This is a genomic window from Candidatus Defluviibacterium haderslevense (assembly GCA_016712225.1).
In the GTDB taxonomy this organism is placed as follows: domain Bacteria; phylum Bacteroidota; class Bacteroidia; order Chitinophagales; family Saprospiraceae; genus Vicinibacter; species Vicinibacter haderslevensis.
In genome coordinates this window covers 1,654,057-1,668,145 of sequence record JADJRL010000003.1, presented here as the reverse complement: position 1 = coordinate 1,668,145, position 14,089 = coordinate 1,654,057, and the positions used below count along the sequence as shown (strand labels likewise).

Sequence of the window (14,089 nt, the reverse complement as noted above, 5' to 3'; positions counted from 1 at the left end):
AAAGAAGGAACATTTGAACCTCTGTCAATTGTTTAGACAATGCGTAAAAATAATCCAAATAAAAAAACTAAAAATCTGTTTGGTATTCCGTTATTTTGCGCAACTATTTAAATTAAAAAGTTAAAAATGTCAACAATCGCAGAAAGAGTTAAAAAAATTATCATCGATAAGCTTGGGGTAGAAGAAGCTGAAGTCACTAATGAAGCTAGCTTTGTTAACGACCTTGGAGCTGATTCTTTGGATACGGTAGAACTCATTATGGAATTTGAAAAAGAATTCGATACTTCTATTCCAGATGATCAAGCTGAAAAGATCCAGACTGTGGGAAATGCCATAGAATATCTGGAAGCTAATTGCAAATAGGCTCTGTTTTTACAAAAAAGGAGTATCTTTATCAAAATTTGACTATTGAATTACATTCAATGGTATTTTTTGTTATATAAATTAGGTTCATGAGACGTGTAGTTGTTACAGGTATTGGTGTTTTATCACCGATTGGCAATAATCAGCAAGATTTCTTAAATGGCTTGCAGCATGGTATTTCAGGTGCAGGACTCATTACTAGATTCGATGCTTCTTTATTTAAAACCCGATTTGCTTGTGAACTTAAAAACTTTAATCCTGAAGATTTCTTAGATCGTAAAGAAGCCAGAAAGCTAGATCCTTTTGCTCAATACGCTTTAGTTGTAGCCGAAGAAGCGATGAAAGATTCCGGAATTGAGTTAGAAAAAGTGAATCGCATGAAATTTGGGGTTATTTGGGGAAGTGGGATTGGTGGTTTTTATACCTTAGAAACTGATATTTCAGAGGCTGCATTACTAACTGGTCCTCCCAGATATAGTCCGTTTCTAATTCCAAAGTTAATATCCGATATTGCTCCTGGCCATATTTCTATAAAATACGGTTTGATGGGCATTAATTATGGCACCGTTTCAGCCTGTGCTTCGTCTAGTCATGCCATTTCTAATGCTTATGACTATATTAAGTACGGCAAAGCAAATCTTATATTAACGGGGGGATCAGAGGCCGCTATAACCCGTGCTGGTGTAGGTGGATTTAGTTCTATGAAAGCACTTTCTGAAAGGAATGATGATTTTTCTACTGCTTCAAGACCATATGATCGAGATCGGGACGGTTTTGTATTAGGAGAAGGTGCCGGAGCTCTAATTTTAGAAGAATATGAACATGCTAAAGCAAGGGGTGCTAAAATCTATGCAGAAATTGTTGGAACCGGCCTTTCTGCAGACGCATACCATATTACTGCTCCTCACCCTGATGGCATTGGAGCAAAAGCTGCAATGGAATTAGCACTTGAGGAAGCTAATATGAATCCGGATCAAATAGACTATATCAATACACATGGTACATCTACTCCTTTGGGAGATATTGCAGAAGTAAAGGCCATTCAGCATGTTTTTGGTGAAGATGTTTATAAATTAAATATTAGCTCAACCAAATCCATGACTGGTCACTTATTAGGAGCAGCAGGAGCTATTGAGAGTATTGCAGGAATATTGGGAATGAATCATCATTTTGTCCCTCCTACAATTAATCATGTTACTGATGATCCGGCACTTGACCCAAAACTTAATTTTACTTTCAATGAGGCTCAAGAAAAAGTGATTAATGCTTTTATCAGTAACACTTTTGGATTTGGTGGTCATAATAGTTCAGTGATATTTAAAAGATGTTAGGACCCATTTTTAGACTATTTAAAAAAGCAAACCATAAATTTTTTTCGAAAGATAAATTTTTTGTTCAGCGTTTACATCATGTTCTAGGCTTTACTCCTTCCAATTTACATCTCTTTAAAGTTGCTTTCTATCACAAATCTACCATCAATAATCAGGGAAATGAAAAAACCAGTATTTTTCAATCCAATGAAAGACTTGAATACTTAGGTGATGCCCTGCTCAGTTTTGTAATCGCTGAATATCTGTTTAAAAAATATCCAAGTGCCAATGAAGGATTTTTGACTAAAATGAGGTCTAAAATAGTAAAGCGTAAAATGCTTAACTATTTAGCTGAAAAAATGGGACTTGACCACCTAATGATGGAATTTAATCAAACAGCTATTTCCCAATCCATGCTTGGAAATGCATTGGAGGCTTTAATTGGTGCAATTTATTTAGAAAAAGGTTTTGACTTTACCAGAAATTATCTCTTAAAAGAAATAGTTCGCAAATATGTTGATATGAATCATCTGGAATTGTATGATGATAATTTTAAAAGCCAACTATTAGAGTGGTGTCAAAAAAATACCAAAGAAATTGATTTTAGAGTTATTTCTAAATTCAAAACAGATAAAAGAGACCGATTTAAAATTGGTGTTTTTATTAATGGAATTGAAATAGCAACAGCAGAAGATTTTAATAAAAAAAACGCAGAACAGGTTGCATCAGAAATTGCTATAACTCAATTAGGTATTACCCCACCAGAGTAGTTTCTTATGAATCTGCAGGATAAACCATCAAATCAAACTAGATACAATCCACAGAGAATTAAAAAAATTAATGAGGGAATGCTCATTATAGAAGAATGGATTATCCAATTATTTAAACAAGGGTTTGATGTTTTACAAAAGGATCAACATCGTTTAATTGAAATTTCTACGCGTATGGTTGATTACGGATTACCCGCCATAGCGCGTAAAATTCGCATTCTTCCGGAAAAAATAATACATGAAAGTGATTGGATAGATGTTGTAGCGCAAGAAATGGGTGAACTATATTTGTTATGTCAATCTTTTAAAAAATTTGAGATCTGGGATGCTAATAAGCAAGAAGACCTATTGAGTTTTGTTGGCGTACCTATTAAAAAAACGGATATTAAAAGTCACTCGATTCCAATAACTGATCAATGGGTTTATTTAGGTACAATAAATGAAAAGGAAGAACATATCCAGATTGCAAGAAATTGGTTTTATGGCATCCAATATAAAAAGTTTGCTTTACTATTAGATTTTCAAGTTAATAAATTTACTAAACTCCGTTCATTCATAATGGGAAAAATGTATCTTGGTGATGTACATTTCTATCCTGGAACTGTTCCTTTAAGAGTTACAGAAATTCCAGAAACCTTTCATACAATAACCGAAAATTTACCTTATCCTCGGTATACGATCTCTACTTTCTTGACTCAGTACAATTATGCAATTTCACTAAATCCATGGTTAAAAATGGTACCCTGTATATTAAGTCATTGTTCAATTATTGAATTGAATCATGTTTGGTATTTAATGGACGATAACAAGGATCTATTACCATTAAAAACACATGGAGATTCTCTTTGGTCTTTGTTGGCATGGTCATCCAATCCAAATACGCTTTTTCTAGGAGAATTCAATAACAACCAATTCCATATATTGAGTGTTTATAGCGATAATTTAATGATTAAAATTTAATTGTGGATTCAATTACTCAAATGGTTTTAGGGGCTGCCTGTGGAGAAGCAGTTCTTGGAAAAAAAATTGGAAATAAGGCCCTTGTTTGGGGTGCTGTTGCTGGAACTATTCCAGATTTAGATGTGATGGCCAATTTTTTTATGGGAGAATTGGATTCACTAGCCTTCCACAGAGGACCAATGCATTCCTTACTGTTTGCTGGTTTAATGCCTTTTCTTTTATCCTGGTTGGTACTAAAATTTTATAAATCTGGAATTTATAACAATCCCTATTACAAGAAAATTAGTTTTGTATTAGCTTCTCTTTTGTTTATTGCTATTGCTGGGATTCTTTCATTTTTGGTCATTTATCTGGTTCAATGGAATGGAATTTTTGTTCCTATATTATTGATTATTGGATTATTCTTTCTAATAAAGACGATATACAATAATTATGTATGTAAAAATCAAGATGCTCCATCGGCAAGTTATTTTGAATGGACGGGACTGTTTTTTTTATCTATTGTAACACATCCACTATTAGATGCATTAACCACCTTTGGAACTCAACTTTTTTGGCCCTTCTCAAATTATAGAGTTGCTATTTCCAACATCGCCATTCTGGATCCAATCTATACACTTCCTTTTTTGGGAACAGTAATTGCTTGTGGACTTTTTGATAAATCCGATCGAAGACGTTCTCAAATTAACTGGATTGGAATTTGTGTTAGCTCAGCATATATGATGGGTACATTAATTACTAAAAATCATGTAGACCAAGTTATGAAAATGAGCCTGGAAAAACAACAGATCCAAGTTGACAAATCAATGTCTTGTCCAACCATTTTAAATAACATCTTATGGTTTGCGATTGCTAAAAAAGATACTAGTTATTATTGCGGTTATTATTCTATTTTTGACAAAGAAGCTAAAATAGATTCGATATACAGAATAGATCAGAATAAAAAATTATTAGCTCCTTATATTCAACAAAAAAGCCTTCAAATACTAACTTGGTTCAGTGCTGATTATTATAATGCTATGGATATGGGTAATGATAAAATACAGTATAATGACTTGCGTTATGGTACATTTTCATTTCGTTTTGATCGACCAAAAGATTATATTTTTCACTTTAATTTAGTCAAAAAAGGTAATGAAATACAAGTAAGTTCAGAACGAGATAGACCGGTTCAATCCAGAGCCGAATTAATACAATTTTGGAACAGAATCAAAGGATATTAAAAATTAAATCAAGAAATAATTTGTAAAAATAATATTAGGTTTATTTTAATACCCAATTATTAATTTGTTGAAAATAATTCATTGGAGTTCATTGTTTTTTTTAGGCTATTTTTTCAATTAATAATCTTAAAATATTTCTTTAATTATCAACTATTGTCAAATACTTATTCAATCTGCATATAGGAACAATTCTAAAATCTTCAATTAAATCTTAAAATATCACTTTTAATATTTAATAAGGTTTCATGTTGTAATGCTCCTAAAAAATTTCAAAATTTTTTAACATTAATCTAGTTGAACATTCATTGAATTGTAAACGAAATCTATAAATGACCGTCTACTTTAATTAAGCTTTTTTGGGGTTATTAATTATTGTTCACTAATTACTAAAACCATTATTCATATTACTTGTTCTTCTTTAATCCTTTAATGATTACTCTGTATGCCATTAAATATTCCTGAAAGTTCTGATCCAAGAATCGTTATTGTTGGAGCTGGTTTTGCTGGATTTTGTTTGGCAAAAAAACTATCAGGAAAAGGATTTCAAATTGTTTTGTTAGATAGGAATAATTATCATCAATTTCAACCGCTTTATTATCAAGTTGCCATGTCTGGTTTAGAGCCCAGTTCTATCTGTTTTCCGTTGCGGAGAAGTTTTCAAAATGAAAAAGATTTTTTTGTTAGAGTTGCTGAGGTGAGCAGAATTATCCCGGCGCAAAAACAAATTGAATCGAGTATGGGAGTTATTCGATATGATATTTTAGTATTAGCGATGGGGGCTAAAACAAATTATTATGATAACAAAAATTTTGAAAAAAATACAATTCCACTTAAGTCAGTAGCTGAATCATTATTTTTAAGAAACTGTATACTTCGAGATTTAGAGACGGCTGTAATGTCATTTGCTGGCACTGACATATCTCCACTTTTAGATATTGTTATTGTGGGCGGTGGACCTACTGGAGTAGAATTGGCTGGTGCCTTAGCAGAAATGAAATTACATATTTTACCTAAAGATTACCCAGATTTGGATTCATCACAGATGAATATTCATTTAGTGAGTAGTCCTGATCGATTGCTTGCAAATATGTCTGCTCCTTCTTCTGAAAAAGCAAAGCAATATTTAATTCATCTAGGTGTTCATTTACATTTATCCCAACGTGTTCAAAAAATAGATGATGGCTTAGTGTATTTACAAAATGGTGAAATTCTCAAAGCAAATAAAGTAATTTGGGCAGCTGGTGTTGTGGCTGCGACTATTCCTGGAATTCCATCTGAAAGCATAACAATTGGTGGAAGAATTGAGGTCAATCAATTTTGTCAGGTCGTTGGAGATACAAATATTTACGCCATTGGCGATATTGCTTGCATGAAAACTGAAGATTATCCTGAAGGTCATCCTCAAGTAGCTCCTGGTGCACTTCAACAAGCAAATTGGTTAGCAGCACATTTAATATCAAAAGGTTCTAAAGCAATTGGTTTTAAATATTTCGATAAAGGTAACATGGCAACAGTAGGAAGGCATAAAGCCGTTGTCGATTTTAGAAAATATCACTTTAGTGGATTTGTAGCCTGGATCATGTGGCTTTTTGTACATATATATTATTTAATAGGTGTTAAAAACAAATTGATTGTCATGCTGAATTGGATATGGGGATATTTATTTTATGACCAAGCTTTACGTTTACTGATAACACCTAAAAAGGAAACCCATAATTTAGATTAAGCTCAATTCTCAGATTAATTTCTAATTTTGCAAAATTAAAAGGTTCATAGAATCAAACAATATTTGGATCTAAACCCGGTTAACTAATATTACAAAGATGAAAGGAATTATTTTAGCGGGAGGCCAGGGAACAAGACTCTATCCTTTGACTTTAGCGATGAGTAAACAACTCATGCCTATATATGACAAACCAATGATCTACTATCCATTATCGACCCTTATGTTGGCTGGTATTAAGGATATATTGATTATTTCTACACCACGAGATTTACCCATGTTTGAAGCATTATTAGGTGATGGTTCTCAAATTGGTATATCGATTGTTTACAAAGAACAAGCTGTAGCAAATGGATTAGCCCAAGCTTTTGTGATTGGAAAAGAATTTATTGGAGATGATTCCGTTTGTCTAATTTTAGGAGATAATTTATTCTACGGACACAAGGTGCCGGATCTGCTTCGAGAAAGTACTAATCCGGATGGAGGTATAGTTTTTGCTTACCCAGTTGCTGATCCGGAAAGATATGGTGTGGTCGAGTTTGATGGAGACCTAAATGCCAAATCAATTGAAGAAAAACCTTCAAATCCTAAATCAAACTTTGCAGTTCCGGGAATTTACTTTTATGACAATCAAGTCATTTCTATAGCTGAGCAATTAAAACCTTCACCTAGAGGTGAATATGAAATTACTGATGTCAATTTACATTATTTGAAATTAGGAAAACTTAAGGTTGGAGTTTTGGGAAGAGGCGTTGCTTGGTTGGATACGGGAACTCATGAATCGTTAATGCAGGCATCCCAATTCATCCAAGTTATTGAGGAACGTCAAGGACTTAAAATTGGTTGTATTGAAGAGGTGGCCTATCTAATGAACTATATAGATCGTGAAGGTCTTAGTCGTGAAGCCGAAAAACTTAAAAAAAGTATTTATGGTGAATATTTAATGAAGCTCTTGAGAATGACATAATCCTGAGTTGCTTTGAACCTATTATAAAAGAAAACTTAACTAATTATTGCAACAAAATTTGACCCTTAAACGTTTATTTGAGCAATCAAACTATAAATTATGTACCCGATAGAATTAGTCCGACCAATGTCTCAAGAACTTGAGCAAATTGGATTTGAGAGTTTACAATCTGCCGAAAAAGTTACTGAAAAGATGAATGATAAAACAGGCACTACACTGCTTGTCGTTAATTCTGTTTGTGGATGTGCTGCTGCTTATGCGAGACCTGGCGTCCGTATTTCATTGGAAAATGAAGCTAAGCCAGACAAATTGGTTACTGTTTTTGCAGGAGTTGATACGGTCGCAACAGCAAAAGCACGAGAATTTCTATTGCCTTATCCACCATCATCTCCTTGTATTGCTTTATTTAAAGATGGTAGGCTCGTACATATGTTAGAAAGACATCACATTGAAGGCAGATCCGCTCAAATGATTGCTGACAATTTGAAAACCGCATTTTCCATGTATTGTAATTAAAATTAATGAAAGCCTTACTCAGTTTTACTTTTATCTTTTTATTTTCTATTGATTATAATTATTCCCGCTCATTCTTAAATGATTCTTTAATTCAATATAAACCTATATATACAAATAAGGAGTATAAAAAAGAAAAAAAAGATATTAAGGCTTTTGAAAAAACTATCAAGGCCTATGAAAAATCTATTTCATCTCATAATATTGATTTGATTAACGTGCACTTGGCAAATCTCAAATCAGTTATGATGAAAGAATCAAATGAACTTAATGGTAGAATTACAGCAAGAACAAAACGCACCAGGCCTGCAAAACAGATAGTTGACACACTAAATAATCCAGAGCTTCCGAAAGGTTATAACCCATCCATAGAGGGTCAAATTATCAATACACCAAAATCTGAAATATTAGAAAAACGATCTGAAACTGAAATATTAATCAAATACAGTAAAGTACTTAATAAGGAAAATCAAATCATACGTAAACTTGGTAATATTGCTGAAGTTAATACAGATACTCCATCCAGTTCTTTTGAAGAAATATTAAAAGATGCTAACGAATTCAAAGAATTAATGAAAAGTGAATTATATAACATGAGTTTTGAAAAAGGAAAAAAGAAATCAAAATAAAGCACGCAGTCCTTTTTTATTAATTACCTATTTAAATATACGCACCTATCTATATTGAACTATTTTTTATTAAAACCAATCCATAGTTTCTCATTATTTTAGATATTTGATAAAATACATACAAATCTATATTTTGTATTAACAACAAATATTAATAAAACAAAATAATTGATTACTTTAGTCGCTGAAATCAATGTACGAATCATGCGAAAGAAACAATTAACCAATAATATAGAGTGGAATAAAGTTTGGAATATTCCGAATCAATTTCAAATCATACTAGGAATTATTTTTGCTGTCTTAGCCATGAAGGGATTTCTTATTCCGAATCGGTTTTTAGATGGGGGAATTACAGGGATTTCGATCTTGTTACATGAGTTGTTTCATATTAATATTAGTTTTTTAGTAATCTGCTTAAATGGTATCTTCATATATCTGGGATACAGATGGATTGGCAAAACCTTTGCTGTCCATACAGCAATCGCAGTCATTCTATTATCAATAGGTTTACTTTTTGTTGAGATAAATCCCATTACAAGTGACAAATTATTGATAGCCATTTTTGGAGGTATATTAATGGGAACTGGCGTAGGTTTAGTTATCAGGGGTGGCGGTGTTATTGATGGTGCAGAGGTTATAGCAGTATTTACAAAAAGAAAAATTGGATTTTCCAATAGTGAAATAATTATGCTATTCAATATCATGATATTCTCTGTAGCTGCTATTGAATTTGGTATAGAAACTGCGATGTATTCGATTATCACATATTTCACGGCATCTAAAGCAACGCATTATGTAGTGTATGGTATTGAAGAATATACATCCATTAATATTGTTTCAACTAAGCACGAGGAAGTAAAAAATCTCCTTGCTAATGTAATGGGTAAAGGAATTACTGTTTACAAAGGAGAGCGTGGATATTTACCAGGTAGTTATAGTATTAAAGCTGATTGCGAAATCATTGTTACCATAGTTACCCGATTAGAAATAAAACAAATTGAAGATGCTGTGATCTTATTAGATCCTAAAGCTTTCATCTACATTCAAAGTATCAAAGAAGCAACTGGTGGTATTTTAAAAGTAAGATACCATGCAAAATAATCTTACCATGAATGAATTTGTTAAACAATTATTATTGGACAAATTACCTGTTAATTTTTACTATCACAATTTCGCTCATGCACAATATGTTTTAAAAAAAGTCACTGAAATTGGCAGACAAGAAAACTGCTCGAAAAAAGATTTATCTCTATTAAAGACAGCGGCTCTTTGGCATGATGTAGGATTTATTAATAAAAATATTGGTCACGAAGAAGAAGGATGTTTGTTTGTCAAAAAATATTTGCCAGATTTCGGCTACTCAAATTCTGAAATTGAAATAATATGTGGTTTAATTATGGCAACTAAAATTCCCCAATCTCCTAAAACAAAATTAGAGCAAATTATTGCAGATGCAGATTTAGCTTATTTAGGTGTCAGAGGTGCTCATTCAAAAGCAAAGCTCCTTTTTAAAGAGATGCAATGTTTAAATCCAACATTATCTGAAGAGGAATTTATTGATATTCAAATTTCTTTTCTTCAAAATCACAACTACTTCACAGCGTATTGTCAAAATAAAACGACCATAGGTAAATTAGAGTACCTTAAGTCATTAATGAATAAAATACCATCATATAAATTGGCCTTAAAATAAATATTTCATACTTTCACTTATACCAAATTATATTTTTTTCTGCTAACTATAATTCTCGATTTCATATTTAAGTATTTATTTTTATCACTATCAATGTTAATACTATTACTTAATTGCTTGTTAAAAATAAAAACAATTCTAAAGTAAAATACTTAATGTTTTTCATAATATTCAATCTAAATAAAAAAGTCAACAAAAGTTATATAGAAATTATTCCGAACTATAACTTTGAATCTTTCTTCTAAGATATGAGAGCCAATTTTTTCATAAAGAAATATAATTAATACTTAAAACTTTGTCCAAAATGATCATCCTGGAATAGGGCTTTTAAAATTAGAAAAATCAAATATTCATTTATTACTCTTTTTTTGATTTAAAATAAAATATGTTAATATTATGTTAATACAATATTAAATAGCAATGTGGTTTATATTTATATCGTAATATTGCGATATTATAATAATATATGGGCGCTAGTAAATCTGATATATTCTCACGACATCATAATCAAATCGCTGATATGGCTAAGGCGATGGCACATCCAGCACGAGTTGCTATCTTAGAACAAATTCTGCATTCCGGAAGCTGCATTTGTAATGATTTAGTTATCAATCTACCGCTCGCACAAGCCACAATATCCCAGCACCTTAAAGAATTGAAAATAGCTGGAATAATAAAAGGACAAACCGAAGGAAAAGCAGTATGCTATTGTATAGATGAAGATAACTGGAATCAAATGGCAGCCGTCTTTTCAATATTATTTAAAAGTTTAAAAAATAAAAATTGTTGTTAATCAAAAATACTAAAACATGAAAAATTCAGAAGAAATTAAACAAGTAGTCAGAGAAAAATACAGTGAAATAGCCCTACAAAGTAAAACCCAAAATGCCAGTTCATGCTGTGGTGTTGGTGGCTGTAATTCCGTAGATTATACTATTTTCAGTGATGATTATTCGCAATTATCAGGATACCATGAGGGTGCTGACTTGGGATTAGGATGTGGACTGCCAACAGAATTTGCTCAAATCAAAACCAATGATACCGTTGTTGATTTAGGTTCTGGAGCTGGCAATGATTGTTTTGTTGCTAGATCATTAACCGGACCTGCAGGAACTGTTATAGGCATTGATATGACACAAGCAATGATTGTTAAAGCAAGAGAAAATGCAAGTAAATTAGGATTTGATAATGTTCAATTTAGATTGGGTGATATTGAAGATCTTCCTCTGCAGAATAATATCGCTGATGTTGTCGTAAGCAATTGTGTGATGAATTTAGTACCTGATAAATCAAAAGCTTTTGCTGAAACCTATAGAATTTTAAAGCCAGGAGGACACTTCTCCATTTCAGATGTGGTCTTAGAAGGAGCATTGCCATTAGGATTGCAACAAGCTGCAGAAATGTATGCTGGTTGCGTGTCCGGTGCACTTCAAAAAACCGATTATCTTGACATTATTAAACAAGCAGGATTTACGAATATTTCCATCCAAAAACAAAAATCGGTCATAGTTCCAGATGAAATTCTGCTTGAGTACATTACTACTGATCAACTCCACGAATTTAAAAATGCACAGACTGGAATTTTTAGTATCACCGTTTTCGCTGAAAAACCAAAAGCTAATTGTTGTGCACCTAATTCTGGTTGTTGCTAATGGAATAAACCATTCTAATAATCCTAGATTATCCAATAATTAGAGATTGTATAGAAAGCTTGATTTAGTTAGATTTAATGAATGAAATAATACAGATCAGCATGTTATTGCTTGGGGAGTCATGATACTAATTAAAGGTAAGCTGGATAGTATAGGAATTAAAGAAATGATGAAGGATTTAGAACTGCCATAAAGCAGATCCAATAAATTTAAAGTGCTTTATAAATAATTGAATGTTTAGGGGGTAAGAATTTGGGTAGGAATAGGAAGACACTGTCCTTAATCAAATTTATGAAATAATAAAATGCCTTTGGAAATATTTGAATGAAAACAAGCTACTTACCTACTAAAAGTTCATTGAGAGAGGATTGCAATTATCATGGTACACCAGCCCTGAATAAGACCTGAATAAGACGTGGAAAAGACGTGGATACTTGCTGGTGAGTTGTGCTTTAGTTTTATGGAGATGTTGTTGTAAAGAAGAATTCACACTAGCAGGGTCGACTAAACCATCATCTAATGAAGTGTCGAACATTATATTGATAATAATAACAATTCATTCATTCATCTCTTATAACGTAATTTTAAGGTATAAAATTGGATAATCATGTGCAATCCCTTTAAATTCAAGGCAAATTGCAATGAGTTATTATTATATAATGCAATAAAATTCTACTTTACAAGTAATATCCCATCCTTCTCAATATCAAGTTGATTGGCATTTAGCCATTGTACTAAACTTGTGCTATCATGCTTTTCCCAAAATGGACCAAACTCACCTTGACACGTAGAAGAATAACCATTGACACTTGGAATTCTTAATTGTTGTGCTGCAAGTGCTCCTTCAATTTGAATTTCAACAGGATTTCCTTCAGCAAAAGGGATATAAGCTATAGCCTTTATTGGCCTAGTATTTTCATTGGATTGAATTACAATCTTGTTGATAATTTCATTGATTCTATGCTGTGACAAACTTTTACTATAACGTAGTAGTGAACTTGTAGTAGTACCATGATCCAAAATAATTAAACAAGCAAAAGCACCATAAATCCATTTATACTGATGATGCTTAATCATGAATGCTCTAAATATGTATAACATGACCCAGATCATTAAAAAAATTTGAGGTAAAATAATTCGGCCAACAGGCTTCATTGAAGAATATCCAGGTAAATGACGAACTAGTTTAAAAAAACTAATTCCAGCACCCCAGTTTATAAATATTAAAGCTGATATGATTAAACTTGATATCAAAATAAAATGAATTCCATGACTAAACCATTTCCCTGAATATCGCTTCAACATATAAAAAATAAAAAAACCAAATAATATTCCGCCACACCATAATTGCTTTTCCCAAAATAAGGGTACATCATTATTCAATACCATTAATTTCTTCCAAATCCAAGGTTCTCCAGCAGGCATTAAAAAATTTCTAAAGCTTAATAATAATGGTATAACATCTTTATAGTCCCTATAACCAGATAAAGATGCACGATGAATATAAGGAATAATTAAAGGTAATATTACAAGTGCTGGAATTATTAAACTTAAACAAAGGTCCCGGATAAATATGGAATTTTTAAATTGCGTACTAAATGTTTTAAATTTTAAAATACCATTCATTATAATAATAATAATAACTAACAAAGCAGTTAAAAATCCCATATACATTCCGCAATAAAATAACCAAACTAAAAACAAAAGTGAATATCCCAAATGCTTAGCTTGCCAGGAACTAAAAAATTGAATTAAATAATAGAAAATCCAGGGAATACAAAATTGCGCGATTAACTGGGCATGTCCGATTCGCCCTATAAATGTTAGTGAGAAAGCAAATAGATAAGCTCCAATAGCACTTAAATAAATATTGAATTTTAATTTTTTGAAACACACAAATGCAGAAATAAAATTAATGGCACACAAGAAAAGGAACCATAACTGAAAGGACGTTTCCCTATCAAAAGAAATAAGTCGAAAAAATATGTACAGGGGAAGCGTTCCTAATAAATTATCAGAATAAGTTAGGGTCTGTTGATCAGGATACATAAAAGGTGCATTCCAATATGTTGGCGTCTTACCCGTTACATATTGATATCCATGTTCCAGAAAAAAATTATTGAGTCTCGCATCTCCAAAATTACCCGGAACACCATCAAAATCAGTTCCAATAACACGACCTGGTAATAAGTACATGCCTATTCCAAATAAAATTAGAACAAATAGCGATGGAGTCCAATTAATCTTCATGATTTTTAATAATGTATTAGGCAAATCTAGATAATT

14 protein-coding genes are annotated in these 14,089 nt (G+C 32.0%); 13 read left to right on the top strand and 1 reads right to left on the bottom strand.

Annotated elements, in window-relative coordinates:
* Positions 1-126 precede the first annotated feature (126 nt).
* The 13 genes from IPK88_06775 (at position 127) to IPK88_06715 (ending at position 11,803) form a co-directional block, all read left to right on the top strand.
* A complete protein-coding gene (locus IPK88_06775) occupies positions 127-363 on the top strand; it encodes an acyl carrier protein (GenBank protein MBK8243109.1) in 237 nt (78 codons plus the stop codon).
* An 89-nt stretch (positions 364-452) separates the two neighbouring features.
* Positions 453-1,694: a beta-ketoacyl-ACP synthase II gene (gene fabF, locus IPK88_06770; GenBank protein ID MBK8243108.1), complete on the top strand. Its 1,242-nt coding sequence runs from the start codon at positions 453-455 to the stop codon at positions 1,692-1,694.
* Complete coding sequence (rnc, locus tag IPK88_06765; GenBank protein ID MBK8243107.1) at positions 1,688-2,443, top strand: ribonuclease III; 756 nt, start codon at positions 1,688-1,690, stop codon at positions 2,441-2,443. Before fabF ends, rnc begins: the two co-directional genes overlap by 7 nt.
* Before the next feature lie 6 nt (positions 2,444-2,449).
* Positions 2,450-3,403: a hypothetical protein gene (locus tag IPK88_06760; protein MBK8243106.1), complete on the top strand. Its 954-nt coding sequence runs from the start codon at positions 2,450-2,452 to the stop codon at positions 3,401-3,403.
* A gap of 2 nt (positions 3,404-3,405) precedes the next feature.
* Positions 3,406-4,626, top strand: a complete 1,221-nt coding sequence (locus IPK88_06755; protein MBK8243105.1) for a metal-dependent hydrolase — start codon at positions 3,406-3,408, stop codon at positions 4,624-4,626.
* 442 nt (positions 4,627-5,068) lie between these two features.
* Positions 5,069-6,352, top strand: a complete 1,284-nt coding sequence (locus IPK88_06750) for an NAD(P)/FAD-dependent oxidoreductase (GenBank protein ID MBK8243104.1) — start codon at positions 5,069-5,071, stop codon at positions 6,350-6,352.
* A 97-nt stretch (positions 6,353-6,449) separates the two neighbouring features.
* On the top strand, positions 6,450-7,316 hold the full coding sequence (gene rfbA, locus IPK88_06745; GenBank protein MBK8243103.1) for a glucose-1-phosphate thymidylyltransferase RfbA: 867 nt from the start codon (positions 6,450-6,452) through the stop codon (positions 7,314-7,316).
* 99 nt (positions 7,317-7,415) lie between these two features.
* A complete protein-coding gene (locus IPK88_06740; protein ID MBK8243102.1) occupies positions 7,416-7,832 on the top strand; it encodes a BrxA/BrxB family bacilliredoxin in 417 nt (138 codons plus the stop codon).
* Between the two features lie 5 nt (positions 7,833-7,837).
* A complete protein-coding gene (locus tag IPK88_06735; GenBank protein ID MBK8243101.1) occupies positions 7,838-8,458 on the top strand; it encodes a hypothetical protein in 621 nt (206 codons plus the stop codon).
* A 204-nt stretch (positions 8,459-8,662) separates the two neighbouring features.
* Positions 8,663-9,559 carry a YitT family protein gene (locus IPK88_06730; protein MBK8243100.1) on the top strand — a complete coding sequence of 299 codons (897 nt, stop codon included), beginning with the start codon at positions 8,663-8,665 and terminating at the stop codon, positions 9,557-9,559.
* Positions 9,560-9,566: 7 nt separating this feature from the next.
* Positions 9,567-10,151, top strand: a complete 585-nt coding sequence (locus IPK88_06725; protein MBK8243099.1) for an HD domain-containing protein — start codon at positions 9,567-9,569, stop codon at positions 10,149-10,151.
* 466 nt (positions 10,152-10,617) lie between these two features.
* Entirely contained in the window at positions 10,618-10,944 is a 327-nt protein-coding gene (locus IPK88_06720; GenBank protein MBK8243098.1) for a winged helix-turn-helix transcriptional regulator, read from the top strand.
* 16 nt (positions 10,945-10,960) lie between these two features.
* Positions 10,961-11,803, top strand: coding sequence for an arsenite methyltransferase (locus tag IPK88_06715; protein MBK8243097.1), 843 nt, complete (start codon positions 10,961-10,963; stop codon positions 11,801-11,803).
* 672 nt (positions 11,804-12,475) lie between these two features.
* On the opposite strand, the gene IPK88_06710 is transcribed toward IPK88_06715, so the two are convergent.
* Positions 12,476-14,053: a hypothetical protein gene (locus IPK88_06710; protein ID MBK8243096.1), complete on the bottom strand. Its 1,578-nt coding sequence runs from the start codon at positions 14,051-14,053 to the stop codon at positions 12,476-12,478.
* Positions 14,054-14,089 lie beyond the last annotated feature (36 nt).

Excerpts from the sequence above, each read along its gene's own strand:
- IPK88_06775 (MBK8243109.1), top strand. The coding sequence starts at position 127 with ATGTCAACAATCGCAGAAAGAGTTAAAAAAATTATCATCGATAAGCTT.
- fabF (MBK8243108.1), top strand. The coding sequence starts at position 453 with ATGAGACGTGTAGTTGTTACAGGTATTGGTGTTTTATCACCGATTGGC.
- rnc (MBK8243107.1), top strand. The coding sequence starts at position 1,688 with ATGTTAGGACCCATTTTTAGACTATTTAAAAAAGCAAACCATAAATTT.
- IPK88_06760 (MBK8243106.1), top strand. The coding sequence starts at position 2,450 with ATGAATCTGCAGGATAAACCATCAAATCAAACTAGATACAATCCACAG.
- IPK88_06750 (MBK8243104.1), top strand. The coding sequence starts at position 5,069 with ATGCCATTAAATATTCCTGAAAGTTCTGATCCAAGAATCGTTATTGTT.
- rfbA (MBK8243103.1), top strand. The coding sequence starts at position 6,450 with ATGAAAGGAATTATTTTAGCGGGAGGCCAGGGAACAAGACTCTATCCT.
- IPK88_06740 (MBK8243102.1), top strand. The coding sequence starts at position 7,416 with ATGTACCCGATAGAATTAGTCCGACCAATGTCTCAAGAACTTGAGCAA.
- IPK88_06735 (MBK8243101.1), top strand. The coding sequence starts at position 7,838 with ATGAAAGCCTTACTCAGTTTTACTTTTATCTTTTTATTTTCTATTGAT.
- IPK88_06730 (MBK8243100.1), top strand. The coding sequence starts at position 8,663 with ATGCGAAAGAAACAATTAACCAATAATATAGAGTGGAATAAAGTTTGG.
- IPK88_06725 (MBK8243099.1), top strand. The coding sequence starts at position 9,567 with ATGAATGAATTTGTTAAACAATTATTATTGGACAAATTACCTGTTAAT.
- IPK88_06720 (MBK8243098.1), top strand. The coding sequence starts at position 10,618 with ATGGGCGCTAGTAAATCTGATATATTCTCACGACATCATAATCAAATC.
- IPK88_06715 (MBK8243097.1), top strand. The coding sequence starts at position 10,961 with ATGAAAAATTCAGAAGAAATTAAACAAGTAGTCAGAGAAAAATACAGT.
- IPK88_06710 (MBK8243096.1), bottom strand. The coding sequence starts at position 14,053 with ATGAAGATTAATTGGACTCCATCGCTATTTGTTCTAATTTTATTTGGA.